The organism is Pseudomonas campi, from assembly GCF_013200955.2.
Classification (GTDB): domain Bacteria; phylum Pseudomonadota; class Gammaproteobacteria; order Pseudomonadales; family Pseudomonadaceae; genus Aquipseudomonas; species Aquipseudomonas campi.
Genome location: NZ_CP053697.2, coordinates 3,060,555 through 3,087,122 on the forward strand (window position 1 = coordinate 3,060,555; position 26,568 = coordinate 3,087,122).

A 26,568-nucleotide genomic window follows, 5' to 3' on the forward strand; every position below is an offset into this window, starting at 1 on the left:
TTGCCATGAGCCCCGTGCATGAAGCTTCTGCGCCCTTCCCTGCTCGCCCTCGCCTGCCTGCTCGCCTATCCCGTCACTGCCGATGACCTGCCGTCACTGGGCGATGCCAGCTCATCGATCGTCTCGCCGGAACAGGAACATCAGCTCGGCCGCGCCTGGCTGAGCATTCTGCGCGGTCAGGTCGACCAGCTGTCCGACCCGCAGCTCAAGGACTATGTGGAAAGCAGCGTCTATCGCCTGGCCGAAACCAGCCAGGTACAGGACCGACGCCTGGAGTTCGTCCTGCTCAACAGCCCGCAGCTCAACGCCTTCGCCGCGCCAGGCGGGATCATCGGGGTCAACGGCGGCCTGCTCCTTTCGGCGCAGACCGAAGCCGAATATGCCTCAGTGATGGCCCACGAACTGGCGCACTTGTCGCAACGCCACTTCGCCCGCGGTATCGAGGCCCAGCAGCGCATGCAGGTGCCGGTGATGGCCGCCATGCTCGCCGGTATCGTCGCCGCAGCTGCTGGCGCCGGTGATGCCGGCATCGCCACCATCATGGGCGCCCAGGCCGCAGCCATCCAGGAACAGCGGCGCTTCTCGCGGCAGAACGAACAGGAAGCCGACCGCATCGGCCTGCTCAACCTGGAAAAGGCCGGCTATGACCCACGCGCCATGCCGAGCATGTTCGAGCGCCTGTTGCGCCAGTATCGCTACGACCGCAAGCCGCCGGAATTCCTCCTCACCCACCCGGTATCCGAGTCGCGTATCGCCGACACCCGCAACCGCGCCGAGCAATATCAGCCCGGAGGCATCGAAGACAGCCTGCGCTACCAACTGATGCGCGCCCGCCTGCAGCTGACCTTCGAGGAGACGCCAGGAATCGCCGCCAAGCGCTTTCGCGCCATGCTGGAGGAAAACCCCAAGCTGGACGCGGCGCGTTATGGCCTGGCCATCGCCAAGATCAAGGGCGGCCAGCTCAACGAAGCCCGTTCGTTGCTGCAGGAGCTGCTGGCCAAGGCACCCGAGGACATCACCTACAACCTGGCCATGGTCGACCTGGACATCACCAGCAATCGCCTGAACGATGCCCGTCAGCGCGTCGAGCGCCTGCGCAACCTGTATCCGAACAACTACCCACTGGACCAGGCGCGCATCGACCTGATGTTCAAACAGAACCAGGGCAAGGAAGCCGAGGTAGCGCTCAACGAACTGCTCAAGAACCGCCCGCATGATCCGGATGTCTGGTATCAGGTGGCCGAGGCCCGCGGCCTGGCCGGCAATATCATCGGCCTGCACCAGGCCCGCGCCGAGTTCTTCGCCCTGGTCGGCGACTACGACCAGGCCCTGTCGCAACTGGACCTGGCCAAGCGCCGCGCCAGCAGCAACTTCCCTCTGGCTTCGCGTATCGATGCACGCCAACAGGAGCTGATGGAAGAAAAACGCGCGATCGACAAGATGCTGCGCTGATCAGGCAGACATAAAAAAGCCCGGCATTGCCGGGCTTTTTTCTTTATGCACTCACCTCAGGCGTTGCCGCTCAACTTCAGCCGGGCTGCCTGGGTGAAATCCAGCATGCGCTTGAGCGGCTTGATTGCCCGCGGGATCAGCGCCGGCTCGACCAGGATCTCGTTGCTACCCTCGCGCAGGCACTGCAGGGTGCGCTGCAGGGTGTTCATGGCCATCCACGGGCAATGCGCGCAACTGCGGCAGGCGGCGCCATTGCCGGCGGTCGGTGCCTCGATGAAGACCTTGTCCGGGCATAGCTGCTGCATCTTGTAGAAGATGCCGCGGTCGGTAGCGACGATGAAGGTCTGGTTCGGCAGGGTCTGCGCCGCCTTGATCAGCTGGCTGGTGGAACCCACCGCATCGGCCAGCTCGATCACCGCTTCCGGCGACTCCGGGTGGACCAGCACGGCCGCGTCCGGATACAGCGCTTTCATGTCCTGCAGCTGCTTGGCCTTGAATTCTTCGTGGACGATGCAGGCGCCATCCCACAGCAGCATGTCGGCGCCGGTCTGACGCTGGATATAACGGCCCAGGTGCTGGTCCGGTGCCCAGAGAATGGTTTCGCCGTTGTCCATCAGGCTCTCGACGATTTCCAGCGCGCAACTGGAGGTCACCACCCAGTCGGCCCGCGCCTTCACCGCCGCCGAAGTGTTGGCATACACCACCACGGTACGCTCCGGATGCTGGTCGCAGAAGGCCGAAAACTCGTCAACCGGGCAACCCAGGTCGAGCGAGCAGGTGGCTTCCAGGGTCGGCATCAGCACGCGCTTTTCCGGGTTGAGGATCTTCGCCGTCTCGCCCATGAACTTGACCCCGGCCACCACCACGGTCTGCGCTGCGTGCTGATTGCCGAAGCGGGCCATTTCCAGGGAGTCGGACACGCAGCCGCCGGTTTCCTCGGCCAATGCCTGGATCACCGGATCGCAGTAGTAGTGAGCGACCAGCACGGCATTCTGCTTCTTCAGCTCGGCGGCGATTTCACTGCGGTAGAAGGCCTCCTGCTCGGGCGTCAGCGGTACGGGCTGCTTGGCATCGAGATGGGCTTGGACCAGGAGGCGTTCGGAAATATGCGTCATGTTGATCAGACCTGCAGGCGCGGGTTGGCAAGTGGCGAGTATACCATCGGGCCCTGCCGCCTCAGGGCGGCAGAGGTAAGGCGGCAAGGCCAGACGCGCAGCGCCCGACTTTATTCGAGGCATAAAAAAAGCCAGTCTTGCGACTGGCTTTTGCGATTTGGTGGGTCGTGTGGGATTCGAACCTACGACCAATTGGTTAAAAGCCAACTGCTCTACCAACTGAGCTAACGACCCAAAGCGAGGCGTATAATACTGATTTAATTCAGAAAATCAACACCCTCTCGAGAAAGTTTTAGCGATAGCGAGTCGGATCCTGCACGCCGGCAGCCCTGAAGCCCGCCGCACGCAGGCGACAGCTGTCACACTTACCGCAGGCACGCCCTTGATCATCGGCCTGGTAACAGGACACCGTCAGGCCGTAGTCCACGCCATGCTGCATGCCGATCTCGACGATCTGCGCCTTGCTCAGGTTCTGCAGCGGCGCCTGGATGCGGAAGCCCTCGCCTTCCACGCCTTCGCGGGTCGCCAGATTGGCCACCCGCTCGAACGCGGCGATGAAATCGGGACGGCAATCCGGATAACCGGAATAGTCCACGGCATTGACCCCGATAAAGATGTCGTGGGCACCGAGCACTTCCGCCCAGCCCAGTGCCAGCGCAAGGAATACCGTGTTGCGTGCCGGTACATAGGTCACCGGAATGCCTTCGGTCGGACTCTCCGGCACGGCAATCGAACTGTCGGTCAGGGCCGAGCCACCGATACCGTTGAGATTGAGGCCGACCACCTTGTGCTCGATCACACCCAGCTGCGCCGCCACTCGTTCAGCCGCCTGCAACTCGACGCGATGGCGCTGGCCGTAATCGAAACTCATGCTGTAGCAAGCGAAGCCCGCCGCCTTGGCCTGGGCCAGGATGGTGGCGGAATCGAGGCCACCGGAAAGCAGCACCACGGCTTTCTTGTCTGTCATCTCAATACTCTCGAATCAGTGGCCGGGCTCATCGTTCCACAGCAGCTTGTGCAGCTGCATCTGGAAGCGCACGGGCAGATTGTCGGCGATGATCCACTCGGCCAGGGCCTGGGCGCTGACCTGCTGGTGACTGGGCGAGAACAGCACCTCGCCGGCACGCTGCTCGAGGCGGTACTCGATCAGCTTGGAGACAGCCCAGTCGTAGTCCTCGCGCGAGCAGATGACGAACTTGACCTGATCATTGCGCGTCAGCAGATCCAGGTTGCTGTACAGATTGCGCGAGACTTCCGCCGAACCCGGGGTTTTCAGGTCGACCACGCGGCTGACGCGGGGGTCGGTGGCCGCGATATCGAGGGCGCCGCTGGTCTCCAAGGACACCTCGTAGCCGGCATCACACAGACGCTGGAGCAACGGGATGCAATTGGGCTGGGCCAGCGGCTCGCCACCGGTCACACAGATGTAGCGCGGCTTGTAGCTGGCGATCTGCGCGCAGATGGCGTCCAGGCTCATGAGCTCGCCGCCGCTGAAGGCGTAGGCGGTGTCGCAGTACTGGCAGCGCAGCGGGCAGCCAGTCAGGCGAACGAACACAGTGGGCAAACCACTGCTGCGCGTTTCGCCCTGCAGCGAGTAGAAAATCTCGGTAATGCGCAGGGTTTCTTGCATATCGGCACCGGGCGTGACGGCGAAACAGGCCATCCGCCTCCGTTGCGGGAAAGGGGGTCGCGATTCTAAACGAAAATGTTCAGGGAGACATTTTTAACGTCGCCCAGGCGACGGACCGAAGGGCGCCCGCCACGGAGAGCAAGCCATAAAAAACCCGCGACTAGCGCGGATTTTCTGACCAATACACCGCTCGATCAGGGCAGGCGTTGCAGGTCGCGCTGAGCCAGTTGGGCGGCCGAGGAGCCGGGGAACTGGGTAATCAGCTGACGCAGGATGCCCTTGGCCTTGTCGGTGTTGCCCAGGCGCTGCTCGACATCCGCCAGTTTGAACAGCGAATCCGGCACCTTGGCATGGGTCGGGTAGGTCACGCTGACCTGGGCAAAGGCCTTGCCGGCCTCTTGCAGGTCGCCATTGGCCAGGTTGACCTCTCCGAGCCAGTACTGGGCATTGCCGGCGTACTGGCTGTTCGGGTATTTGCGCAGGAAAGCGCCGAAGGCCTGGCTGGCCTTGTCGAAATCCTTGGCTTTGATCAGGTCGAAGGCAGCGTCGTAATACAGCTTTTCCTTCGCCGGGTCGGCCGGCTCATTGCTCGCAGGCTGGGCTGGAGCTTCTTGGGTCGGAGCCGTTGGAGCACCGCCGGCGTTGATCGCGCCGTCGGCAGGGGAATTTTGGGTAGGAGCTGCGGCGCCAGCGGCACCACCAGCCAAACGGCTGTCCAGATCCTGATAACGCGCCAAGCTTTCTTGCTTGAGGCGCTGAATCTCGTTCTGCTGTTCTTCAACCATGCCGCGCAGCGAAGCAATTTCTTGCTGCATCTGCTGCAACTGCATGAACAGCTCACCCTGCGCAGAGGCCGGGGCCGTAGCCCCGCCCCCAGCGTAGGCGCCATTCGTGCCGTAACCCACCGGCGGATAACTGCTAGTACCGTAACCGGCACTACTATCCACCACGGGAACCTCGGCCACTGCCGCAAGCGGCAGGGCGAGAACCAGAGAGGCTACGACACGAAGGCACTTGTGCATGGCGAATTACTTACGCAGTTCGACGCGACGGTTCTGAGCCCAGGACTGCTCTTCGGTGCCAGTGGCAACCGGACGCTCTTCGCCGTAGGAAACCAGTTCCAGCTGAGCCGGGGAAACGCCCTGCAGAACCAGGTAGCGCTGTACGGCTTGAGCACGACGCTCGCCCAGAGCCATGTTGTACTCGCGGGTGCCGCGCTCGTCGGTGTGGCCTTCCAGAACGACGCGAGCGCCGTTGCCTTTCAGGTCCTTGGCGTGTACGTCCAGAGCGCGCATGGCTTCCGGCTTCAGGTCGGAGCTGTCGTATTCGAAGTAGAAGGTAGTGATGGCGCGCAGAGCAGCTTCTTCGCTCATAGCGCTGTCCATGCCGTTGGCGTTGGCGTCGTAGCCAGCGTTCGGATCAACAGCGCCTTCGCCAGCGTTGTCGCCGTTTTTGGACGAGCAACCAACGGTAACGGCCAGAGCCAGGCCCAGCGCAGCAAATTTCAGGATTTCCATGATGTAACTCCAGATGGTTTCTAGGTTTGTTTTTTAACGAAAGTTTTTTGGCCGCATCAGTTCAAGTAGGGGGACCAGGACGGCTCCCTTACATCACCTTGAGCGGTGGGAATCGGGAGTCTGGCGCGCCCGTTGGTAGACACGAGCATCAGCACTCCGCGACCCTGCTGGCGGGTGGCGTAGATTAGCATGGTGCCATTGGGCGCAACAGTGGGCGAATCGTCCAGACTGGTCTCGGAGAGGATGCGCGGAGCGGAACCTGAACGCGTCAAATCTTGCGCCGCCACCTTGAAGTTGGTGAAGCCATCCTGACGATGGATCATCACCAGCATCTTCTCGTCAGCCGAAAGTTTCGGGTTGGCGTTGTAGTTACCGATGAAGGTCACGCGCTGCGCCTCGCCGCCGGCGATGTTCTGCTTGTAGATCTGTGGCTTGCCGGCACGATCAGAAGTGAAGTACAGGGTCTGACCATCCTTGCCCCAGAAAGGTTCGGTATCGATGGCGTAGTGATTGGTCACGCGCTGCAGCTGACGGCTGCCGAGGTTCATTACGTAGATTTCCGGGTTGCCGTCCTTGGACAGCACGAACGCCAGGCGATTGCCATCCGGCGACCAGGCCGGTGCGCCGTTAAGGCCCTGGAAGTTGGTGATCTGCTCGCGGCGGCCGGTGTCGATGTGCTGCACGAAGATGCGCGGGCGGCGCTGCTCGAACGAGACGTAAGCGATACGGCGACCATCCGGCGCATAGCGCGGCGACAGGATCGGCTCGCGCGACTGCAGCAGGGTCACGCCACGGGCACCGTCGTAGTCGGAACGCTGCAGGGTGTAACGGGTATTGTTGACCGAAAAGCGCTCGGCGGTGACATAGAGCATCTTGGTGGAGAAGGCGCCCTTGATGCCGGTCAGCTTTTCGAACGACTGGTCGGCCACATGGTGGGCCATGTCGCGCAGCTGATCCGGCGTACCGGTCACATTGCCGGCGGCGACCTGCTGCTGACTGGCCACGTTGAACAGGGCGAACTGCACCTGCAGGCGGCCACCGGTCGGCGCGATGCTACCGACCAGCACATACTGGGCGCCCAGGGCCTGCCAGTCGCGGTAGATGATCTCGCCGGCCTGGGTCGGCAGGCTGATCATGTTCTGCCGGGGAATCGGCTCGTACATACCAGAGTTGCGCAGGTCATTACCGATGATATCGGCCATGTCCTCGGGCAGCACGGTGCCGCCCTGCCAACCGAAAGGTACTACGGCAATGGGAATGGCACGATTGGAGTCTCTGGTAATGACGAGAGGGTCAGCAGCCTGCAAAGAGCCAGCCAGCAAGGCAATGCCGAGCATGGCAATCCGAATTAGTTTGTTCACAGACCTAGGTCCTCCGGTTTGAAGATAACGCGCCGTTGCCTGTACAGCTGGTCAAAGGTGGCGCGGTCCAGTTGCTGCATCTCAGGAATACGAGCGATATTTTTCACCGCTGCGACGGCCGAACCATCGAAGGCAGCATCACCGCTAGAACGCGTAATGCTGGCATTGATGATGGTGCCATCGGGCAGCATCTGAATGAGCAATTCGACACTCATGCCGGCACGGGCCGATGGCGGCTTCTGCCAGTTTTCACTGATCAACTTGATGATCAGGTCATCCAGGCTGCCGGCAACCTGATCGCCGACCTCGTCGGCCAGCGCTTGCTGGCGCTCGGTGGTATCGGAAAGCAGCTCGGCCAAGGCCGCAGCCTTCTGCTCATTGGCTGACTTGCGCGCCGCTTCCTGAGCCTTTTTCTTGGCTGATTCGGCAGCGGCCTTCTTTTTGGCGTCTTCCGCAGCTTTCTTCTTCGCCGCTTCGGCCGCCTTTTTCTTGGCTTCTTCGGCGGCTTTCTTCTTCTCTTCCTCGGTCTTTTTCTTGGCGATATCGGCGAGCTTCTTTTGCTCGGCCTTCTTGGCTTCTTCGGCCTTCTGCGCCTCAGCCTTTTTCTCGGCTACCGCCGCCTGTTTGGCCGCCTCGGTTTTCTTTTGTTCCGCGGCCTCCTGTTTCTTCTGCTCTTCCTTCTTCGCCTCGAGCTGCTCCTGCTCATACTGGCGCGCAGCAGTCTTCTTGGCTTCGCCGGCAATCTTCTGATTGGTCTGGGTGGTGGCCTGGCTCTGCGACTTCAGCTGGTACAGGGTCGCCTGGACAACGGGCCGGGCCGGCGGCAGCTCAGGAGCGAACTGAAAGCTGACAAACAGCATGGCAAACATCAGGGCGTGCAGAGCTACAGCCCAGATGGTTGGCCAGAAATAGCTTTCCGAGGAGGAGCGAGCGCTCTGCTGCATCAGGGCGCCTCGGTGATCAGCCCGACGTTGCCCACGCCGGCTTCTTGCAGACCGCCCATCACCGCCATCACCGAGCCGTAGTCGACCGCCTTGTCGCCGCGCACGAAAACCTGCACCTTTTTACCCTGGCTGGCGTTCTGGCTCATGATCGCGGTCACTGCCTGCACCAAGGCAGGCAATGCGGTAGCGGTTTCGCTGTCCTTGCCCTGATCCGGATCGACCTCTTCGCCCATGGTCCAGTAGTAGGTCTTGTCGGCCTTGATGGAAATGGTCAGCACGAGGGAGTTGTTGTCCTGCGGCAAGGCCTCGCTGGAAACCTTGGGCAGGTCGACCTTGACGCCCTGATTGAGCATCGGCGCGGTCACCATGAAGATCACCAGCAGCACCAGCATCACGTCGATATAGGGTACGACGTTCATCTCGGCGACTGGCTTGCGTCTATTGCGAATTCTGGCCATGGGAAGCCTCAGTCCTCGCTGGTGTGCACTTTGCGGTGCAGGATCGCCTGGAACTCGTCAGCGAAGGTGTAGTAGCGGCTGATCAGACGCTCACCTTGCGCGGAGAAACGGTTGTAAGCGATAACCGCCGGGATGGCAGCGAACAGGCCGATGGCGGTGGCGATCAGCGCCTCGGCGATACCCGGGGCCACGGTGGCCAGGGTGGCCTGCTGCACCTGAGCCAGGCCGCGGAAGGAGTTCATGATGCCCCACACGGTACCGAACAGGCCGATGTACGGGCTGGTCGAACCGACGGTGGCGAGGAATGGCAGGCTCTGCTCGAGCTTCTCTTCCTCACGCGAGATGGCCACGCGCATGGCACGCGCCACACCGTCCATCACCGCATCCGGATCGACGCCGGACTGCTGGCGCAGGCGGGAGAATTCCTTGAAGCCGGCACGGAAGATCTGCTCCACGCCGCAGTCCGGGTCCGGGTTGCTGCCGGCCTGGCGATACAGCTTGGACAGGTCGATACCCGACCAGAAGCGCTCCTCGAACATTTCCAGCGACTTCTTGGCGGCACGCAGCATGGTGCTGCGCTGGAAGATCATCACCCATGACGTGACCGAGGCGGCCACCAGAATGAGCATGACCAGCTGCACCACGAAACTGGCGTTGCTGATCAGGCTCCACATGGACATGTGGTCTACGGCGGCGTTAGCTTCCACGCTTACTCTCCTGCAGGGGGTAGACCCGCGACACTGGCGAAGGCTGTACGCAGCGCTTCGGGAATGGCCCGGGGTTTCAAACTGTCGGCGCGCACACAGGCCACCACGAACTGCCCTTCACAGAGCAGCGCCTTGTCCGTGACCCGCCTTACCTGTTGACGAAAGCGCAGGCTGGCACGGTTTAACTCGATTACATCGGCCGTCACAAAAAGTTCGTCGTCCAGCTTGGCGGGCGCGTGATAGCGCGCCTCGGCCGAATGCACGACGAACAGCAGGTCTTCCGCCACCAGCGCAGACTGGGCAAAACCCAGTTCACGCAGGCGCTCGGTGCGAGCCCGCTCCATGAATTTGAGGTAGTTGACGTAATAAACGATGCCGCCGGCATCGGTATCTTCGTAATACACCCGACAACGGTGGGCGAAAGGCTGGGCCTCGATTTGCGCGCGCATACTCTAGTGCTTACTCCCGGCCTTGCCAATTGGCCAAGCCCCTGTTTTTAAACTATTCGTCGCTTCCCGCGAAGAGATCGGCAACTGGCGCCTCGGCCATGCGCCCCGGCAGATTAAGGCCGAAGTGCAGGTAAGCATGCCGCGTCACCACCCGCCCGCGCGGCGTGCGCATGATATACCCCTGCTGGATCAGATAGGGTTCCAGCACGTCTTCGATGGTCCCGCGCTCCTCGCCGATGGCGGCAGCCAGGTTGTCGAGACCGACCGGCCCGCCGTCGAACTTGTCGATCATGGCCAGCAGTAGACGCCGGTCCTGGTGATCGAAGCCACGCTCATCGACATCCAGCATGTTCAGTGCCTGATCGGCAACGCTACGACTGATTTGCCCACCCGCCCGCACCTCGGCGAAATCGCGCACGCGGCGCAGCAGGCGATTGGCAATACGCGGCGTACCCCGGGCGCGGCGGGCAATCTCAAACGCACCTTCGGCATCCAGGGCCAGGCCGAGAATGGCGGCGGAGCGACTGACAATGGTCGCCAGATCGGCACTGGAATAGAACTCCAGACGCTGGACGATGCCGAAACGGTCGCGCAGCGGATTGGTCAGCATGCCGGCCCGAGTGGTAGCGCCGACCAGGGTGAAGGGCGGTAGGTCCAGCTTGATCGAACGGGCGGCCGGACCTTCACCGATCATGATGTCGAGCTGGAAGTCCTCCATCGCCGGGTACAGCACTTCCTCGATGATCGGCGATAGGCGATGAATCTCGTCGATGAACAGTACGTCACCCGCTTCCAGATTGGTCAGCAGCGCGGCCAGATCACCGGGACGCTCCAACACCGGGCCGGACGTACTCTTGATCGACACCCCCATTTCCTGGGCGATGATGTTGGCCAGGGTGGTCTTGCCCAGCCCTGGCGGGCCGAAGATCAAGGTGTGATCGAGGGCTTCCGAGCGGCCCTTGGCGGCCTGGATGAACAGCTCCATCTGCTCGCGGACAATGGGCTGGCCAATGTAGTCGGCCAACGACAGCGGGCGAATGGCGCGATCCAGCTGTTCGTCACGCTCGCGGCCAGTGGCGGTTATCAGGCGGTCGGCTTCAATCACGGGTTAAACCATTCCCTTCAATGAGCGGCGAATCAAATCTTCACTGGAGAGGCCGTCTTCCTGCACCGCAGCCACGGCCTTACTCGCCTCCTGCGGCTTGAAGCCAAGGGAAATCAGCGCGCTCACGGCGTCGCTCTCCGCGCTTGAGACTGCCACGCCGGCACGGGGTTCCACCACCAGGGTGGCGATGGACGGCACGGTTTCCCAGGCCTTGAAACGATCTTTCAGCTCGACCAGCAGCCTCTCGGCGGTTTTCTTGCCGACGCCGGGGACTTTCACCAGGGTCGAGGTATCGCCGGCCTGTACGCAGCGCACCAGTTCGTCCACCTCCAGACCGGACATCAGCGCCAGGGCCAGCTTGGGACCGACGCCATTCAAACGAATCAGCTCGCGAAACAGCTCGCGCTCGCGCTTCTCGGCGAAGCCGTAGAGCAGATGAGCATCCTCGCGCACCACCAGATGGGTGTGCAGGGTCACCGGCTCGCCCAGCGACGGCAGGCGATACAGCGTGGTCATCGGCACTTCCAGCTCGTAGCCGACGCCATTCACATCGACCAGCAGGTGCGGCGGCTGTTTTTCCGCCAGGGTACCTTTCAGGCGTCCGATCACGACTTGTCTTCCTTCTATCTATTACAGGCGCAGACGGCCGCCGCGCCGCTTGGCGCCGACCAGACCATGGGGAATCAGACTTTGCCGATGGTGGGCATGACACAAGGCAATAGCCAGGGCATCGGAGGCATCGATCTGCGGCTTCTGCACCAGCTTGAGCAGGTGCATGACCATCATCTGCACCTGCTGCTTGTCCGCCCCGCCGGTGCCGGCAATCGCCTGCTTGACCTGGGTGGCGGTGTATTCGCTGATCTCCAGCCCCGCCTCGACCCCGGCGACTATCGCCGCGCCGCGGGCCTGGCCGAGCTTGAGCGCCGAGTCGGCGTTCTTAGCCATGAACACCTGCTCGATGCCCATGGTCACCGGCCCGTGCAGGCGAATCACCTCGCTGACGCCGCGAAATACGATCTGCAGGCGCTCGGGCAACGGGCCGTCGCCGGTACGAATGCAGCCCGAGGCGACATACTCGCAGCCACGACCGGTATCGCGCACCACGCCATAGCCAGTGATACGAGAACCGGGGTCGATACCCAAAATCAGCGTCATGCCCTGCCGTTCGCTCCGGGTGCCGGCAAATGCCGCCACACTGTCTATTTATCCAGCTCAGGAGTATACGGGCCGACTACCAGTGGCGTCACCCGGCCCGCACAGATAAAAAAGCCGGAAGCGCCTGGGGCGACTTCCGGCTTTTTAGCCACAGAGAGGATCAGTCCAACTGCTCCATGATCTCGTCGGGGATTTCCGCGTTGTGGTAGACCTCCTGCACATCATCGAGGTCTTCCAGCATGTCGATCAGCTTCATGACCTTCTTCGCAGTTTCCAGGTCAGTAACCGGCGCACTGATCGAGGGGATCATGGCGACTTCCGCCTCCTCGCCCTTGAAACCGGCTGCCGTCAGCGCCTCGTTGACCGACAGGAACTCGGCAAAACTGGTCGACACCAGCGCCGAACCGTCCTCGCCCATCTCCACGTCATCCGCACCGGCTTCCAGCGCCGCTTCCATCAAGGCATCTTCGCTGACGCCCGGAGCGAAGCTGATCTGCCCCTTGCGCTCGAACATGTAGGCCACCGAGCCATCGGTGCCAAGGTTGCCACCGCACTTGGTGAAGGCATGCCGCACTTCGGCGGCGGTGCGGTTGCGATTGTCGGTCATGACCTCGACGATGATGGCCACGCCGCTGGGCGCATAGCCTTCGTAGCTGAACTCGACGACATTGTCGGCTTCGTTGTTGCCGGCACCGCGGGCAATCGCCCGGTCGATCACGTCACGTGACATGTTGGCGGTCAGCGCCTTGTCCACGGCCAGGCGCAGGCGCGGATTATCCGCCGGCAACGGGCCGCCATGCTTGGCCGCGACGGTCAGCTCACGAATCAGTTTGGTGAAGATCTTGCCGCGCTTGGCGTCCTGACGCCCTTTGCGGTGCCTGATGTTGGCCCACTTGGAATGACCAGCCATAACTCACTCCGTATTTCTCACTGAAGATTGCACGGGTATAAAAATTCGCACCCCATAACGAAGAAGCCTGGAAATCCAGGCTTCTCGTAGCGGCTTATTCGGCCTTGGCTTGCTCGCGCAGACGAATATGCAGCTCGCGCAGCGCCTTGTTGTCGACCAGACCCGGGGCCTGGGTCATGACGCAGGCCGCGCTCTGGGTTTTCGGGAAGGCGATCACTTCGCGGATCGAGCTGGCGCCGGTCATCAGCATGACCAGGCGATCCAGACCGAAGGCCAGACCACCATGGGGCGGCGCACCAAACTTCAGTGCATCGAGGAGGAAGCCGAATTTCTCCTGCTGCTCTTCTTCGCTGATGCCCAGCACGCGGAACACGGTCTGCTGCATGGCCTTGTCGTGGATACGGATCGAACCGCCACCCAGCTCGGTGCCGTTGAGCACCATGTCGTAGGCACGCGACAGCGCGGTCGCCGGGTTGGCTTCCAGCTCTTGCGGGCTGCAGCTCGGCGCAGTGAACGGGTGGTGCATGGCGGTCAGGCTGCCATCGTCGTTTTCCTCGAACATCGGGAAGTCGACCACCCACAGCGGCGCCCACTCGCAGGTCAGCAGATTCAGGTCATGGCCGAGCTTGATGCGCAGCGCGCCCAGTGCCTCGCTGACGATCTTGGCCTTGTCGGCGCCGAAGAACACGATGTCGCCGTCAACTGCACCGACGCGATCGAGGATCACGTTGATATTGTCCAGCGGGATGTTTTTGACGATCGGCGACTGCAGGCCTTCGACGCCCTGCGCGCGCTCGTTGACCTTGATGTAGGCCAGGCCCTTGGCGCCGTAGATGCCGACGAACTTGGTGTAGTCGTCGATCTGCTTGCGCGGCATGCTCGCCCCACCCGGTACGCGCAGCGCAGTCACGCGGCACTTGGGGTCGTTGGCCGGACCGGCAAACACCTTGAAGTCGACGTCCTTGAGCTGGTCTTCCACATCCACCAGCTCCAGCGGGATGCGCAGGTCCGGCTTGTCCGAACCGAAGCGACGCATGGCCTCGGCCAGGGTCATGTGCGGCAGCTCGCCGAACTCCACATCCAGCACTTCTTTGAACAGGTTGCGGATCATGGTCTCGGTGATGCCCATGATGTCTTTTTCATCGAGGAAGCTGGTCTCGATGTCGATCTGGGTGAATTCCGGCTGGCGGTCGGCACGCAGGTCTTCGTCGCGGAAGCACTTGGCGATCTGGTAGTAGCGGTCGAAGCCGGCCACCATCAGCAGTTGCTTGAACAGCTGCGGCGACTGCGGCAGGGCGAAGAAGCTGCCGGCGTGGGTGCGGCTCGGCACCAGGTAGTCGCGCGCGCCTTCCGGAGTGGCACGAGTGAGGATCGGCGTTTCCACATCGAGGAAGCCATTCTCGTCCAGGTAGCGACGGATGCTCGAGGTGATGCGCGAACGCAGCTTGAGCTTCTCGGCCATTTCCGGGCGACGCAGGTCGATGAAGCGGTAGCGCAGGCGGGTTTCTTCGCCAACGTCGGTGTATTCGTTGAGCGGGAACGGCGGGGTTTCCGCTTCGTTGAGCACTTCCAGCTCGTAACCCAGCACTTCGATGGCGCCGGAGGCCATGTTGGCGTTACGCGCGCCTTCGGGGCGCAGGCGTACCTTGCCGGTGATCTTGACCACGTACTCGCTGCGCACGCGGTCGGCCTTGGCGAAGGTCTCGGCGCGATCCGGGTCGAACACCACCTGGGCCAGACCTTCACGGTCACGGATATCGAGGAAGATCACGCCACCGTGGTCACGACGACGATGGACCCAACCGCAAAGGGTGATTTCCTGACCGTCCAGGCTCTCGTTCAACTGGCCGCAATAGTGGCTGCGCATCATGATGGTGGTTCGCTTCTCTAATCAGTCTTGAATTCGTCGGGGCGGCCAACTGGCGGCGCCGGGGCCGTTTACACAGCACTCGTAAGCCGCGCGGGGCTTGCCACAAGGGCCAGAACGAGCATTTTCTTCAATTCGGACGCGGAGCAGGTCAAGCAATCGACCAGCGGTGCAGCAGGCAGGCGCATGCCCGCATCCGGGGCAAGGGGCGGGATTATATATGGTTAATTGCCACCGCGCAGCCGCCCGCCCCGCCGCTTTCGCCACTGCTTTCTATACTGTCGGTTCAGCCCCTGCGGAGACCTGACATGGCCACGCCACGCCCTGCCGACCTTTCCAGCGACCTGCTGGATGATTTTCGCCTCGACACGGCCGAGCAATTGCCCCGCTGCGAGCAACTGCTGATCGAACTGGAGCGCCACCCCCAGGACAACGCCCGGCTGCGCGAGCTGTTTCGGGTGGTCCACACGCTCAAGGGCAACCTGGGCTACGTCGAGCTGAACAGCTTGCTGCCTCTACCCCAGGCCATGGAAGACGTGCTGGCGCAACTGCGCGAAGGCGAACTGGAGTTCGACAGCCTGCTGGGCGATATCCTCCTGCTCAGCCTCGATCACCTGCGCAGCCTGATCGACGAAGCCCTCGGCGGTGCACCTGCCGCGCTCGACCCGCGCGCCTTCAACAGCCTGTGCCAGGCCCTACAAGCACTAGCAGCAGCCCCGGCGGCACGGCAAACGGAAATCCGCCGCACCCTGCTACAACACCTGGACCCTGCTACCCGCTTGCAACCCGTGGAGTTGCCGAGCCAGTCGCACACCCACAAGCTGCTCGCCGAGCACGGCATCGCAGCCGATGCGGACCTGCTGTTTTTCAGCGAGCTGATGGAAGCCGGCGAGCATCGCTCGCATTACTGGCATGGCCGCGGTCAGCGCCTACTCAGCCTGGCCCTGGGCATGAATGCGGCGGCAGGCGAACCGGTAGAACCGGCACAACTGGCAGCGGCCGTCTGCCTGCACGACCTGGGCATGGCCTTTCTGCCGCTCGACCTGCTGCACAAGGAAGAACACCTGAGCCGCGAGGAACGCCGACAGATGCAGGCCCACCCACGCCAGGCCTATGACATGCTCAAACGCATGCCAACCTGGGCCAGTGCGGCAGAAATCATCCTGCAGCACCAGGAACACGCGGACGGCAGCGGCTATCCGAAAGGCTTGCGCGAGAGCGAAATCCACCCTGGCGCACTGATCCTCAATATCGCCGACACCTTCGACGCGCGCACCCATGAGCGCGCCCACCAGACCCTGAGCAAGCGCCCGCGGCTGCGCGCCATATTGGAGATCAACAACCTGGCCAACAGGCAGTTCAGCGTCCACTGGGTCGATGTATTCAACCGCACACTGCAGCAGCACCCGGAACTGGCGCGCCTCTGAAAGTCCCAACACATGCAGCGTTATAGACCCAGAACATCGCCTCTATTGATATAAGCCAAGGTCGCACCGGGATGCCCCATGATAGGCTCGAACCATTACGGGGAGCGTCTACCCCGGCCACCCGAGAGGAGAAGCAAGAAATGGAAATCAACATCGGTATCGCCGAACAGGACCGCGCCGCCATCGCCGAAGGGCTGTCCCGCCTGCTGGCGGACACCTACACCCTGTACCTGAAGACCCATAACTTCCACTGGAACGTGACCGGCCCGATGTTCAACACCCTGCACCTGATGTTCGAGGCGCAGTACACCGAACTTGCACTGGCCGTCGACCTGATCGCCGAGCGCATCCGCGCCCTCGGCTTTCCTGCGCCAGGCACCTACGCCGCCTATGCTCGCCTGTCGTCGATCAAGGAAGAAGAAGGCGTGCCGGGCGCCCAGGACATGATCAAGCTGTTGGTTCAAGGCCAGGAGGCCGTGGTGCGCACCGCGCGCGGCATCTTCCCGCTGCTGGAAAAAGTCAGCGACGAGCCGACTGCGGACCTGCTCACCCAGCGCATGCAGGTGCACGAAAAGACCGCCTGGATGCTGCGCAGCCTGCTGGCCGCCTGATACTCTGCGAGCAGGAGAGCAAATGCCCGGCCAGACCGGGCCTTTTACCAGGCGCAACCGCGCTGCCTAATCTAATCTTTGCCTATTCGCCCACCTTGCCACAGTGACGTGCATGAGCCAGCCGCCAAAAGCTCCTTCCATTCTCGAACTTTTCCCGGAAGAGACCCGTGAAGCTGCGGCGCTGCTCAAACAGGCCGTGCCGCACATGATGCGCCACGATATTCCGCCGAATCCGATGCACTACGCGCTCTGGTACACCTACAGCAGGGGCCTGGAGCCGGACCTGAATCGGCGCCTGGACAAGATCGTCAAGGACTTCGACAGCTTCCCCCCGGAAAGCGCGCTCAAATTGTTCCGCGACTTCATCATCCGCGGTGAAATCGAAGATGCCCGCGCCGGACAGCAACAAGTAATGGATCTGGTCGACGACATCGAAGTCGATGTGTCGCACAGCGTGACCGGCAGCCAGCATTACCAAAACAGCCTGACCCTGGGCCTGGCCGCACTGCAGGAGCCCGTCACCGAAGACCTGCCAAACGTACTCAGCGACCTGCAGCAAAGCACCCAGGAAATGCAGGAGCAGCAGGAGAAGTTCCTCTACCGCCTGCGCGCCGCCCAAGCCGAAATCCAACACCTGCGCAGCCAGCTGGAACGAGCGCATATTGCCGCGACCCTGGACAGCCTGACCAACGTCTTCAACCGCCACGCTTTTACCCGCCTGCTCGAGCAGGCACTGAGCACCGACCAGCACGGCCTGGCCCTGGTCATGCTCGACATCGACCACTTCAAGCTGTTCAACGACCAGTACGGCCACCCCCTGGGCGACCGCGTGCTGCAGCATGTCGGCCAGTTAATGCGCGATCTACTGCCACCTCGCGGGGTAGCCGCCCGCTACGGCGGCGAAGAGTTTTGCGTCATCCTGCGCGACTGTTTCGACCTGCACAGCGCCCATATTTTTGCCGAACAACTGCGTCAGAAAATCCAGGCACTGCGCATCAAGGTACGCAGTACCGACAAGATTCTCGACACGGTCACCGCCTCTTTCGGCCTGGCGCTGGCGAACAACAGTGACACCTTCGAAAGCCTGCTGACCCGGGCCGACGACGCCCTCTACCAGGCCAAACGCAATGGCCGCAATCAGATCCACCCCGCCACCCCGGAAACTGCGCTAAGCGCATGATTTGAGTAGCCATCCGCTTTGCGGTTAAATACGCCCGTGTTGCACGGCCCTGAGCTACCGCAACATAGGCGGGATCACCCCCGCTTCACCCCTGCCCACTCAATACCCGGGCACCGCGCAACACATCGCTCGTCCTTTTTTGCCAGCGTTTAACAGTGAGTTCATTGAACATGTTGAAGATTGTCCATCTGTTTACGGGCGTCACCGCCCTGCTGCTTTCCTTCATTCCCAGCCTGCACCCTGACGCTCTGCCCTATCTGCAACAGGCTGACGCGCTATACCTCGCCCTTCTCGGCATGAGCAATCTGCTTGTCGCCCCCCTGCTGACACTCCGCCAACCCGGCATGCGCAATCAGTTGCAGACACTGGTTTCTCTCCTGCTGGTGCTGGCCGTACTGCTTCAAGCCCTGGTACTGCTGGCCCCGCTGCCACTGGTAAGCGGTCAACCGGCAATTCTGCTCAGCCTGACTGCTGCCGCCCTGGCCGTGGCACTGCACCTTGGCATCCATTGCAAGCTGCGTCAGAAGCTGTCGGCAGCCATGCCCCAGGATCTGGGCAACCGCGAAACCGGCACCGTGAAGTGGTTCAATACCTCCAAAGGCTTCGGCTTTATCTCGCGCGACATGGGCGAAGATATCTTCGTGCACTTCCGCGCCATCCGTGGCGAAGGTCACCGCATCCTGGTCGAAGGCCAGCGCGTGGAGTTCTCGGTCATGCAGCGTGACAAGGGACTGCAAGCAGAAGACGTTATTGCCGCACTACCCAGCCGCCGCTGAAGCGACAGCAATAAAAATGGCCTCGGAATGCTCATTTACAGCTCGTAAACTGCGCTTCCTCGGCCATTTTTGCCTTGTCCGGCTCTAATTCAGAAGATCGTAAACGGGTCCTGAACTGCGCAAAAAGCTGCCTAACTGTCGGCTTTGGCTGACAGACAGCCGCCAGAAAGCCCCTTATCCTGCCGCCATCTGAGCGTCGGGTGCCTTCAGTAAGGTCGTCAGCAGGATGCTGACGCGAGGCCCCGGCCCTTGAGCCGTGGAGTGCAAGGATGCAACAAAGTCTGGTCTGGAAACCCTGGAGCAACCCGGGCGTCGAGCACCTCAGCCTGGATATCGACAGCCACGGCATCAATGCCAGCAGCCACCTGATGCAGAGCATCCGTGGCAACAGCATTGCCGCCACCTACGTGCTCAAGTGTGATGTGCGCTGGCGCTTCCGCCGCCTCTGGCTGAAAGTCGACAACCAGGGCCAGCGCAGCCTCGATCTGCGCCGCGATATCCGCGGCCACTGGTTCCTCAACGGCGAACTGCGAGAGGACCTCGCCCAGTGCCAGCAGGTCATGCTCTCCGCCTCACCCTTTACCCATACCCCTGCCCTGCAGCGCTGCGCCCTGGAAGTCGGCGAAAGCGAACAGCTGGACGTCGCCTACGTCGACCTGCTCAGCCTGCGCGTGGAGGCCCGCAGCCAGCGCTACCAGTACCTGCGCCAGAGCGACGGCCAGGCGCTGTACCGCAGCGAAGCGGAAGGCCATGCCGCCAGCGAACTGCTGGTCGATCAGGACGCCCTGCTGATGCGCTCCAGCGCGGAATACCTGCGCATCAGCTCGCGCACCCTGAGCCTGAATACCCTGGTATGAAAAAGCCCCGCAATCGCGGGGCTTTTTCCTCCTGAACGAGCCGCGAGCCTGTTTTGGGTCTTTTGAGCTAGAGCCAGGCAAGGCGCCACGACCCACGGGAGTAACAACCGCAGGCTGGCCCGAAGGGTAAGCGCCAGCGCATCAATCGGGCGAGGACGCGGAGTGTGCGAGGTGTAAATGAGCAGTCGTAGCCCGGATGCAATCCGGGAAACACACAGTTCATCTCCCGGATTGCATCCGGGCTACAACGCTGGAAAGCGGTGTTTTTCCTTGCGACCAATGCAGCGGCCGGGCAATGCGGTCATGACTTTCTGGCAACACGGACAGTCCCCTCTCCCGTGAACGGGAGAGGGGAGCAAAGCGCTTAAGTCGTAGCCCGGATGCAATCCGGGGAACTGGCAGCTCCGCTCCCGGATTACATCCAGGCTACCGCGCGACTGTTCAGCGCCTATTTACGGACGCCTAGGCGAAGCTTACAACGTGTCTAGATAGCGCTCTACATCCAGCGCCGCCATGCAACCGGCACCGGCCGAGGTGATGGCCTGGCGGTAGACATGGTCGGCCACGTCGCCCGCGGCGAACACGCCGGGCACGTTGGTGGCGGTGGCATTGCCCTCACGCCCGCCATTGACCACCAGGTAACCGTCCTTGAGCGCCAGCTGGCCCTCGAACAGCGAGGTGTTCGGCGTGTGGCCGATGGCCACGAACAGGCCGTCGACGGTTAGCTCTGCGCTGCTGCCATCGTTGTTGCGCAGGCGCACGCCGGTAACACCCAGGTCGTTGCCCAGCACTTCATCGACTTCGGCATTCAGCTTGAGCACGATCTTGCCTTCGGCGACCCGCGCCCGCAGCTTGTCCTGCAGGATCTTCTCGGCGCGGAACGTCTCACGGCGATGCACCAGGGTCACTTTGCTGGCGATATTGGCCAGGTACAGCGCCTCTTCCACCGCCGTGTTGCCGCCACCGACCACCGCCACTTCGCGATTGCGGTAGAAGAAACCGTCACAGGTGGCGCAAGCGGACACACCCTTGCCCATGAACAGCTCTTCGGACGGCAGTCCCAGGTAACGGGCGCTGGCGCCCGTGGCGATGATCAGCGCATCGCAGGTGTAGGTGGCATTGTCACCGCTCAGGGTGAAAGGCTTGCCGGCCAGGTCCACGGCATTGATGTGGTCGAAGACGATCTCGGTCTCGAAGCGCTCGGCATGCTCCTGCATGCGCTGCATCAGCGCCGGGCCGGTCAGCCCGTGCGGGTCGCCCGGCCAGTTGTCGACTTCGGTGGTGGTGGTCAGCTGCCCACCGGCCTGCATGCCAGTGATCAGCAGCGGTTTGAGGTTGGCCCGCGCGGCATACACCGCGGCGCTGTAGCCGGCCGGGCCGGAGCCGAGAATGATCACGCGGGAATGACGAATGGCGGACATGGACAACTCCAGGTTAATAAAAGAGGGGCCAGCCAAAGCACTTGGGGAAGGCTGGAAAAACGCGGACAGCCCCTGGGAAACGCAACTGTGGCCAGCCTACGCAGTCCGATAGATAGGCGAAAATTTCGTTTCTCAATGCCGACAATAGAGTCTGGCTATGTGACCCGGAGTCCTATCCATGCATGGCTATACTCAATTTCATCACCAAGCCCCAGCAGTAGACCCGTCATGACTCTGCGCAAACGTCTGTTCTGGTTGTTTGGCCCCCTGCTGGTGCTGGTCCTGAGCAGCGCCTTCGTGCTCTCGCAACAGCTCATCCTCAGTCGTTTCGATCGCCAAGACAGCGTCCTGCTGGACACCGAGGTCAAACGTCTGCGCAGCCTGCTGGACGACAACCTCAAGTACACCCTCGAGCTCGTACAGGGCTATGCAGAGTGGGATGACAGCTACGCCTTCATGCAGAATCGCAATCAGGACTTCATCCGCAGCAACATGGACACCGAAGCCATGCGCCTGCTGGACCTCGACTTTATGGTCTTCCTCGACCTGCAGGGGCGGGTTTACGCCGAACAGTGGCAGCCGCCGGATCTGCCGGAGCTGCTGGTACTCGGCGACCAGCGCCCGGACGACCATCTGTCACTGCGCGACGACATTCTCAACCTGAGCAAGCGCCTGCGGCACAACGACAGCGGCGATCTCAAAGGGCAACTCGTGCTGATACAGGGCGTGCCCGTGGTGCTGGCCACTAGCCCGATCAGCAACAGCGAAGGCAGCCTGAAGCCTCGCGGCACCCTGATCGCCGGGCACTTCATCGATGGTGAACGCGCCGAGCAACTGCAGACCCGGGTCAATGCCGTGCTGCGCCTGCTACCGCCAGACGGCACGCCGACTGGTTGGCAGCTGCGCCCCGCCCCCAGCAGCAGCCTCAATCCGGTGCACATCAGCCCACGCCGGCTGCTGGATGCCGAGCGTCAGCAGCAACTGCTGCTGTTCAGCAACAACCTCGGCGAGCCCGAGCTGCTGCTGGAGCTGACCAAGGACCGCCGCCTCTATCAGGATGGCCGCCAGACCATCGGCATTTTCCTGCTACTGAGCAGCGCCATCGGCCTGCTCGCCTGGCTGCTGATCTACCTGGGCCTGGAACGCTGGATCCTGCATCGGGTGTCGCGGATGAACCACGAGATGGCCGCCATCGGTCCGGACTCCGCGCACCAGCGCCTCAGCGACAGTGGCCGCGACGAGCTCGGCCAACTGGCGGGCGAGGCCAACCGCATGCTCGAGCGCCTGGAACAGAGCGAAGCCCGGGACCGGCAGATTCTCGATGCCATTCAGGATGGCTACTTCGAGCTGGATGCCAGCGGTGTGATCATGGCGATCAACCGCGCGCTCTGCCAGATGCTCGGCTACAGCGCCGAGGAACTGCTGCAGCACAGGTTCGACAACATCCTCAATGCCGAAGACAGCCAGCGCGCCCGCCAGCTGTTCATCCAGGCCCGCGACAGTGGCGAGAATGCCACCTTCGCCGCGCCCTTCTGTCGCCGCGATGGCAGTCTCGGCTACTACGAAACGCGCTTCTCCCTGGTCCACGACGGCCAGGGCCGCTTCAGCGGTTTCCGCGGCATCCTGCGCGACATCAGCGCCCAGGTGGCATACCAGAACCAGCTGCTCGACATGGCCTACCGCGACCCGCTGACCGGCCTGGGCAACCGCAAGGCCTTTGCCGAACAGTTGAAGAGTGCCCTGGAGCAAGCCCAGCGCCAGCAAGGTCAGCTGGCCCTGCTGTACCTCGACCTCGACCGTTTCAAGGAGGTCAACGACCGCTTCGGCCACGACACCGGCGATGCCCTGCTGCAGAAGATCGCCGAGCGCCTGCGCAATGCCATGCGCCAGCCGGATCGGGTCTATCGCCTGGGTGGCGACGAGTTCACCCTGCTGTTGCAGGATGCCACCTGCGAGATGGCACTCAAGCTTGCCGAACGCCTGATCGCCGCCCTCAGCACGCCACTGCAGCTGGGCGCGCAGCACATCGACTTTGTTACACCGAGTATCGGTATCGCCCTCTACCCCGAGCACGCACAGGACCCGGAGGGCCTGATCAAGTCTGCCGACAGCGCCATGTACCAGGCCAAGCGCGAGCGCAACCGGGCCTGCGTCTACCAGCCCGAAGCGCTTTCTTCAGAGTCGTAAAATCGGTAAGGTCGGCGCGTTAATCACGCCTACCGGAGCTTCACCATGCTCAAACCCGCCCTGTCTGGCCCGCAGTATCTGGGCGAAGGCCTGAAACTGATAATGAGCCCCGGCTTGCGCCTGTTCGTACTGCTGCCGCTGACCATCAACCTGCTGTTGTTCATCGGCCTGATCGTCCTGGCCATGCAGCAGTTCGGCGGCTGGGTCGACACCTTCATGCCCAACCTGCCGGACTGGCTGAGCTTCCTCGAATACCTGATCTGGCCGCTGTTCGTGCTGCTGGTCCTGGTGATCATGTTCTTCAGCTTCACCCTGCTGGCCAATATCATCGCCGCGCCGTTCAACGGCTTCCTCGCGGAAAAGGTCGAAGTGGTGGTGCGTGGCCGCGATGACTTCCCGCCGTTCAGCTGGAACGAGCTGCTGGCCATGATGCCGCGCACCATCGGCCGCGAGCTGCGCAAGCTGGCCTACTTCCTGCCACGCGCCATTCCCCTGCTGATCCTCACGTTCGTGCCGGTGCTCAACCTGATCGCTGCGCCGCTGTGGATTCTCTTCGGCATCTGGATGATGGCCGTGCAGTACATCGACTATCCCTGCGACAACAACAAGGTCAGCTGGGACGACATGCTCGCCTGGCTGCGCGAGAAGCGCTGGCAGAGCCTGGGCTTTGGCGGCGCGGTGTATGTGGCGCTGCTGATCCCCTTCTTCAATATCCTGGTGATGCCGGCGGCGGTGGCCGGGGCCACCCTGTTCTGGGTGCGCGAGCGCGAGAGTCTATCCACGACCTCCTGACTCGCGGCCATACCGCGTTAAAAACGGCTTCGGAAAGCCGCTTGCGGCTAACGCCCATGGGGCGACCCCGAAGGGGCGAGCGGAGCGAGTCATGCTCATTTACAGATCGTAAACTGCGCTTCCTCAGCCGTTTTTTCCTTGTCTGGCTCTAATTCAGAAGATCGTGAACAGACTCTGAGGCCAGCGCTGTCACAACCCGGTAACCGCCGCGTCATCTGCGCTACATGGCAGCAGCCGAAACTGCTGTCATGACTGTCACAAGCCTGCATATCGCTCTCGTCAGCGAAACCTTCCCGCCGGAAATCAACGGCGTTGCCAATACCCTCGGGCGCCTCTGCCAGGGGTTGCAGCAGCGTGGCCACCGCCTGCAGCTGATCCGCCCACGGCAGAGCGACGACCAGCAACGGCGCAGCGATGATGACCTGCTGCTGACCCGCGGCTGGCCACTGCCCGGTTACAGCGGCCTGCAGTGGGGTCAGTCGGCGCTGCACAAGCTGCTGCGCCGCTGGCAGCACAATCGCCCGGACGTGCTGTATGTCGCCACCGAGGGCCCGCTGGGGTTGTCCGCCATCCGTGCGGCCCGGCGCCTGGGCATTCCGGTGGTCAGCGGCTTTCACACCAACTTCCAGCAATACAGTGGGCATTACGGCCTGGGCCTGCTGGCCCGCCTGCTCACCCACTACCTGCGCTGGTTCCACAACCGTACCAGCACAACCCTGGTGCCCAGCGCCAGCCAGAGCCTGGAGCTGCAACGGCGTGGTTTCGAACGCCTGCAACTGCTCGCACGCGGGGTCGACAGCCAGTTGTTCCACCCGGCCCGGCGCTCGGCCGAACTGCGCGCCAGCTGGGGCCTGCACGATGATGACATCGCCGTACTGCATGTCGGCCGCCTGGCCCCGGAGAAGAACCTGGCCTTGCTGCAGCGCAGCTTTCTGGCCCTGCAGGCACGCTATCCACAGCAGCGCCTGCAACTGGTGCTGGTCGGCGACGGCCCACAGCGCGCCCAGCTGCAGAGCGCCCTGCCGGACGCCATCTTCTGCGGCCTGCAACGTGGCGAAGAACTGGCCGCGCACTACGCCAGCGGTGACCTGTTCCTGTTCCCCAGCCTTTCGGAGACCTTCGGCAACGTGGTGCTGGAAGCCCTGGCCTCGGGCCTGGCCGTGGTCGCCTTCGACCAGGCCGCCGCCGCCCAGCACATCCGCCACGGGCATAGCGGTGCGCTGGCCATGCCCGGCGACGAGCAAGGCTTCATCGACGCCGCGCACTGGCTGCTGGAAGACCGCGAAAGCCTGCGCCGGGTGCGCCTCAACGCCCGCCAGCACGCCGGCAAGCAGGGCTGGGCAGCGATAGTTGAGCAGTTCGAGACGCATCTGCACAGCGCCACGAGCCGCACAGCCGAGGGCCAATAGACCGGCGAAAAAAGCCCCGGTGTGCCGGGGCTGGAAGTGGCGTGCCGAAGCACGCCAGGGGTAAAGCGGGGAAATCAGACCAGCTGTTTCAGGGCCTCGCGGCTGAACGGCAGGATGTCCTGCTCGCGGCTGTCGCGCACCTTCACCGCCCAGTCCGGGTCGACCAGCAGGGCACGGCCCACAGCCACCAGATCGAACTCCTGCTTGTTCAGGCGCTCCAGCAGGTTCTCCAGGCTGGCCGGCTCGGCGACCTTGTCGGTGTTGACCATGAACTGCAGGAACTCGCCATCCAGGCCGACGCTGCCCACGGTGATGGTCGGCTTGCCGGTCAGCTGGCGGGTCCAGCCGGCCAGGTTGAGGTCGGAACCTTCGAACTCCGGCTCCCAGAAGCGGCGGGTGGAGCAATGGAAGATGTCCACGCCGGCGTCAGACAGCGGCTTGAGGAAGGCGCCGAGGTCTTCGGCAGTGGTCACCAGGCGCGCGCTGTAGTCCTGCTGCTTCCACTGGGAGAAACGGAAGATGATCGGGAAATCCGGGCCGACGGCGGCGCGTACGGCCTGGATCAGCTCGATGGCGAAGCGCGAACGCTGGGCCAGGTCGCCACCGTATTCGTCGCTGCGCTGGTTGCTGCCGGCCCAGAAGAACTGGTCGACCAGGTAGCCGTGGGCACCGTGGATTTCCACGCCGTCCATGCCGATGGCCTGGGCGTCGCGGGCGGCCTGGGCGAAGGCGGCGATGACTTCGGCGATGTCCTGCTTGGTCATGCCGTGCACGACCACGTTGCCGTCCTTCACTTTCTCGCTCGGGCCGTAGCCCGGCACGCTGGCGTCCGGCTCGGTGCCCAGCTTGCGCACATTACCCACGTGCCACAGTTGCGGGACGATCTTGCCGCCTTCGGCGTGCACCGCGTCGACCACCTGCTTCCAACCGGCCAGGGCGTCTTCACCGTAGAAGCGCGGCACATGCGGGTAGCCGTTGGACGCTTGGTGGCCGACGGTAGTGCCTTCGGTGACGATCAGGCCGACACCGCCAGCGGCGCGGCGACGGTAGTACTCGACGACCTGGGCATTGGGCACGCCGCCCGGGGAAAAGGAACGGGTCATCGGCGCCATCACCACGCGGGTCGGCAATTCCAGGTTACCCAGGCGGAACGGTTGGAACAGGGCTTGTACGGGGGCGGTCATGGGGGCTCCTCAAGCCGGTCGGTCGACCGGTCGTCTCGTTAATCGGGTTTTAAA

At 62.7% G+C, this 26,568-nt stretch carries 26 protein-coding genes and 1 tRNA gene; 9 read left to right on the top strand and 18 right to left on the bottom strand.

The genetic code is table 11. From position 1 onward, the window contains the following. The first annotated feature begins 18 nt into the window (after positions 1–18). On the top strand, positions 19–1,452 hold the full coding sequence (locus tag HNE05_RS14180) for a M48 family metalloprotease (RefSeq protein ID WP_173208537.1): 1,434 nt from the start codon (positions 19–21) through the stop codon (positions 1,450–1,452). 56 nt (positions 1,453–1,508) lie between these two features. On the opposite strand, the gene nadA is transcribed toward HNE05_RS14180, so the two are convergent. From nadA to aspS, 16 genes are all read right to left on the bottom strand, one after another. Further along, positions 1,509–2,567, bottom strand: a complete 1,059-nt coding sequence (gene nadA / locus HNE05_RS14185; protein ID WP_173208539.1) for a quinolinate synthase NadA — start codon at positions 2,565–2,567, stop codon at positions 1,509–1,511. Positions 2,568–2,725: 158 nt separating this feature from the next. Continuing rightward, positions 2,726–2,801: transfer RNA gene (locus HNE05_RS14190), tRNA-Lys, on the bottom strand. 58 nt (positions 2,802–2,859) lie between these two features. Further along, a complete protein-coding gene (gene queC, locus HNE05_RS14195; protein ID WP_173208541.1) occupies positions 2,860–3,534 on the bottom strand; it encodes a 7-cyano-7-deazaguanine synthase QueC in 675 nt (224 codons plus the stop codon). A 15-nt stretch (positions 3,535–3,549) separates the two neighbouring features. Beyond that, positions 3,550–4,197, bottom strand: a complete 648-nt coding sequence (gene queE, locus HNE05_RS14200) for a 7-carboxy-7-deazaguanine synthase QueE (protein ID WP_173211682.1) — start codon at positions 4,195–4,197, stop codon at positions 3,550–3,552. A gap of 194 nt (positions 4,198–4,391) precedes the next feature. Further along, positions 4,392–5,219 carry a tol-pal system protein YbgF gene (gene ybgF, locus HNE05_RS14205; protein ID WP_173208543.1) on the bottom strand — a complete coding sequence of 276 codons (828 nt, stop codon included), beginning with the start codon at positions 5,217–5,219 and terminating at the stop codon, positions 4,392–4,394. A 6-nt stretch (positions 5,220–5,225) separates the two neighbouring features. Then, on the bottom strand, positions 5,226–5,714 hold the full coding sequence (pal, locus tag HNE05_RS14210) for a peptidoglycan-associated lipoprotein Pal (RefSeq protein ID WP_173208545.1): 489 nt from the start codon (positions 5,712–5,714) through the stop codon (positions 5,226–5,228). Between the two features lie 56 nt (positions 5,715–5,770). Then, entirely contained in the window at positions 5,771–7,075 is a 1,305-nt protein-coding gene (gene tolB, locus HNE05_RS14215; RefSeq protein ID WP_173208547.1) for a Tol-Pal system beta propeller repeat protein TolB, read from the bottom strand. Then, on the bottom strand, positions 7,072–8,022 hold the full coding sequence (tolA, locus tag HNE05_RS14220; RefSeq protein WP_173211683.1) for a cell envelope integrity protein TolA: 951 nt from the start codon (positions 8,020–8,022) through the stop codon (positions 7,072–7,074). The genes tolB and tolA overlap by 4 nt, the downstream gene beginning before the upstream one ends. Beyond that, positions 8,019–8,477, bottom strand: a complete 459-nt coding sequence (tolR, locus tag HNE05_RS14225) for a protein TolR (RefSeq protein ID WP_173208549.1) — start codon at positions 8,475–8,477, stop codon at positions 8,019–8,021. The genes tolA and tolR overlap by 4 nt, the downstream gene beginning before the upstream one ends. Before the next feature lie 8 nt (positions 8,478–8,485). Next, positions 8,486–9,184, bottom strand: coding sequence for a protein TolQ (gene tolQ, locus HNE05_RS14230; protein ID WP_173208551.1), 699 nt, complete (start codon positions 9,182–9,184; stop codon positions 8,486–8,488). Positions 9,185–9,186: 2 nt separating this feature from the next. Continuing rightward, positions 9,187–9,633, bottom strand: a complete 447-nt coding sequence (gene ybgC / locus HNE05_RS14235; RefSeq protein ID WP_173208553.1) for a tol-pal system-associated acyl-CoA thioesterase — start codon at positions 9,631–9,633, stop codon at positions 9,187–9,189. 52 nt (positions 9,634–9,685) lie between these two features. Next, on the bottom strand, positions 9,686–10,738 hold the full coding sequence (gene ruvB, locus HNE05_RS14240) for a Holliday junction branch migration DNA helicase RuvB (RefSeq protein WP_173208556.1): 1,053 nt from the start codon (positions 10,736–10,738) through the stop codon (positions 9,686–9,688). A gap of 3 nt (positions 10,739–10,741) precedes the next feature. Continuing rightward, positions 10,742–11,347 (bottom strand): Holliday junction branch migration protein RuvA, encoded by a 606-nt coding sequence (gene ruvA / locus HNE05_RS14245; protein WP_160494131.1) that lies wholly within the window; start codon positions 11,345–11,347, stop codon positions 10,742–10,744. A gap of 21 nt (positions 11,348–11,368) precedes the next feature. Further along, on the bottom strand, positions 11,369–11,893 hold the full coding sequence (gene ruvC / locus HNE05_RS14250) for a crossover junction endodeoxyribonuclease RuvC (protein WP_160078987.1): 525 nt from the start codon (positions 11,891–11,893) through the stop codon (positions 11,369–11,371). A 160-nt stretch (positions 11,894–12,053) separates the two neighbouring features. Continuing rightward, a complete protein-coding gene (locus HNE05_RS14255) occupies positions 12,054–12,803 on the bottom strand; it encodes a YebC/PmpR family DNA-binding transcriptional regulator (RefSeq protein WP_173208558.1) in 750 nt (249 codons plus the stop codon). 94 nt (positions 12,804–12,897) lie between these two features. Continuing rightward, entirely contained in the window at positions 12,898–14,673 is a 1,776-nt protein-coding gene (gene aspS, locus HNE05_RS14260; RefSeq protein ID WP_173208560.1) for an aspartate--tRNA ligase, read from the bottom strand. A 305-nt stretch (positions 14,674–14,978) separates the two neighbouring features. Here aspS and HNE05_RS14265 point away from each other — a divergent pair, with 305 nt between their 5' ends. The 5 genes from HNE05_RS14265 to HNE05_RS14285 all read left to right on the top strand — a co-directional run bounded on the left by HNE05_RS14265 (position 14,979) and on the right by HNE05_RS14285 (position 19,521). Then, a complete protein-coding gene (locus tag HNE05_RS14265; RefSeq protein WP_173208562.1) occupies positions 14,979–16,097 on the top strand; it encodes an HD domain-containing phosphohydrolase in 1,119 nt (372 codons plus the stop codon). A 140-nt stretch (positions 16,098–16,237) separates the two neighbouring features. Further along, on the top strand, positions 16,238–16,708 hold the full coding sequence (locus HNE05_RS14270; protein WP_173208564.1) for a Dps family protein: 471 nt from the start codon (positions 16,238–16,240) through the stop codon (positions 16,706–16,708). Positions 16,709–16,820: 112 nt separating this feature from the next. Then, positions 16,821–17,888 carry a GGDEF domain-containing protein gene (locus HNE05_RS14275; RefSeq protein WP_173208566.1) on the top strand — a complete coding sequence of 356 codons (1,068 nt, stop codon included), beginning with the start codon at positions 16,821–16,823 and terminating at the stop codon, positions 17,886–17,888. A 170-nt stretch (positions 17,889–18,058) separates the two neighbouring features. Continuing rightward, complete coding sequence (locus HNE05_RS20595) at positions 18,059–18,664, top strand: cold-shock protein (protein ID WP_173208569.1); 606 nt, start codon at positions 18,059–18,061, stop codon at positions 18,662–18,664. A gap of 269 nt (positions 18,665–18,933) precedes the next feature. Beyond that, on the top strand, positions 18,934–19,521 hold the full coding sequence (locus HNE05_RS14285; RefSeq protein ID WP_173208571.1) for a putative glycolipid-binding domain-containing protein: 588 nt from the start codon (positions 18,934–18,936) through the stop codon (positions 19,519–19,521). Between the two features lie 473 nt (positions 19,522–19,994). Here HNE05_RS14285 and trxB read toward each other — a convergent pair whose 3' ends face one another. Then, entirely contained in the window at positions 19,995–20,942 is a 948-nt protein-coding gene (gene trxB / locus HNE05_RS14290) for a thioredoxin-disulfide reductase (RefSeq protein WP_173208573.1), read from the bottom strand. 228 nt (positions 20,943–21,170) lie between these two features. Between trxB and HNE05_RS14295 the strand changes: the two genes are divergently transcribed. The 3 genes from HNE05_RS14295 (at position 21,171) to HNE05_RS14305 (ending at position 25,330) form a co-directional block, all read left to right on the top strand. Next, positions 21,171–23,129: a sensor domain-containing diguanylate cyclase gene (locus HNE05_RS14295; RefSeq protein WP_173208582.1), complete on the top strand. Its 1,959-nt coding sequence runs from the start codon at positions 21,171–21,173 to the stop codon at positions 23,127–23,129. A 45-nt stretch (positions 23,130–23,174) separates the two neighbouring features. Then, entirely contained in the window at positions 23,175–23,921 is a 747-nt protein-coding gene (cysZ, locus tag HNE05_RS14300; protein WP_173208584.1) for a sulfate transporter CysZ, read from the top strand. Positions 23,922–24,145: 224 nt separating this feature from the next. Next, on the top strand, positions 24,146–25,330 hold the full coding sequence (locus tag HNE05_RS14305) for a glycosyltransferase family 4 protein (protein WP_173208585.1): 1,185 nt from the start codon (positions 24,146–24,148) through the stop codon (positions 25,328–25,330). A gap of 74 nt (positions 25,331–25,404) precedes the next feature. On the opposite strand, the gene HNE05_RS14310 is transcribed toward HNE05_RS14305, so the two are convergent. Further along, positions 25,405–26,514, bottom strand: a complete 1,110-nt coding sequence (locus HNE05_RS14310; protein WP_173208586.1) for an NADH:flavin oxidoreductase — start codon at positions 26,512–26,514, stop codon at positions 25,405–25,407. Positions 26,515–26,568: the final 54 nt, after the last annotated feature.

What these genes read in the sequence shown, in the direction of transcription:
- ruvC (WP_160078987.1), bottom strand. Translation starts at nt 11,893, where the DNA reads ATGACGCTGATTTTGGGTATCGACCCCGGTTCTCGTATCACTGGCTAT.
- HNE05_RS14270 (WP_173208564.1), top strand. Translation starts at nt 16,238, where the DNA reads ATGGAAATCAACATCGGTATCGCCGAACAGGACCGCGCCGCCATCGCC.
- ybgC (WP_173208553.1), bottom strand. Translation starts at nt 9,633, where the DNA reads ATGCGCGCGCAAATCGAGGCCCAGCCTTTCGCCCACCGTTGTCGGGTG.
- queC (WP_173208541.1), bottom strand. Translation starts at nt 3,534, where the DNA reads ATGACAGACAAGAAAGCCGTGGTGCTGCTTTCCGGTGGCCTCGATTCC.
- HNE05_RS14255 (WP_173208558.1), bottom strand. Translation starts at nt 12,803, where the DNA reads ATGGCTGGTCATTCCAAGTGGGCCAACATCAGGCACCGCAAAGGGCGT.
- HNE05_RS14275 (WP_173208566.1), top strand. Translation starts at nt 16,821, where the DNA reads ATGAGCCAGCCGCCAAAAGCTCCTTCCATTCTCGAACTTTTCCCGGAA.
- HNE05_RS14295 (WP_173208582.1), top strand. Translation starts at nt 21,171, where the DNA reads ATGACTCTGCGCAAACGTCTGTTCTGGTTGTTTGGCCCCCTGCTGGTG.
- tolR (WP_173208549.1), bottom strand. Translation starts at nt 8,477, where the DNA reads ATGGCCAGAATTCGCAATAGACGCAAGCCAGTCGCCGAGATGAACGTC.
- trxB (WP_173208573.1), bottom strand. Translation starts at nt 20,942, where the DNA reads ATGTCCGCCATTCGTCATTCCCGCGTGATCATTCTCGGCTCCGGCCCG.
- HNE05_RS14310 (WP_173208586.1), bottom strand. Translation starts at nt 26,514, where the DNA reads ATGACCGCCCCCGTACAAGCCCTGTTCCAACCGTTCCGCCTGGGTAAC.
- HNE05_RS14265 (WP_173208562.1), top strand. Translation starts at nt 14,979, where the DNA reads ATGGCCACGCCACGCCCTGCCGACCTTTCCAGCGACCTGCTGGATGAT.
- queE (WP_173211682.1), bottom strand. Translation starts at nt 4,197, where the DNA reads ATGCAAGAAACCCTGCGCATTACCGAGATTTTCTACTCGCTGCAGGGC.
- HNE05_RS14180 (WP_173208537.1), top strand. Translation starts at nt 19, where the DNA reads ATGAAGCTTCTGCGCCCTTCCCTGCTCGCCCTCGCCTGCCTGCTCGCC.
- cysZ (WP_173208584.1), top strand. Translation starts at nt 23,175, where the DNA reads ATGCTCAAACCCGCCCTGTCTGGCCCGCAGTATCTGGGCGAAGGCCTG.
- HNE05_RS14285 (WP_173208571.1), top strand. Translation starts at nt 18,934, where the DNA reads ATGCAACAAAGTCTGGTCTGGAAACCCTGGAGCAACCCGGGCGTCGAG.
- ybgF (WP_173208543.1), bottom strand. Translation starts at nt 5,219, where the DNA reads ATGCACAAGTGCCTTCGTGTCGTAGCCTCTCTGGTTCTCGCCCTGCCG.
- pal (WP_173208545.1), bottom strand. Translation starts at nt 5,714, where the DNA reads ATGGAAATCCTGAAATTTGCTGCGCTGGGCCTGGCTCTGGCCGTTACC.
- HNE05_RS14305 (WP_173208585.1), top strand. Translation starts at nt 24,146, where the DNA reads ATGGCAGCAGCCGAAACTGCTGTCATGACTGTCACAAGCCTGCATATC.
- aspS (WP_173208560.1), bottom strand. Translation starts at nt 14,673, where the DNA reads ATGATGCGCAGCCACTATTGCGGCCAGTTGAACGAGAGCCTGGACGGT.
- nadA (WP_173208539.1), bottom strand. Translation starts at nt 2,567, where the DNA reads ATGACGCATATTTCCGAACGCCTCCTGGTCCAAGCCCATCTCGATGCC.
- HNE05_RS20595 (WP_173208569.1), top strand. Translation starts at nt 18,059, where the DNA reads ATGTTGAAGATTGTCCATCTGTTTACGGGCGTCACCGCCCTGCTGCTT.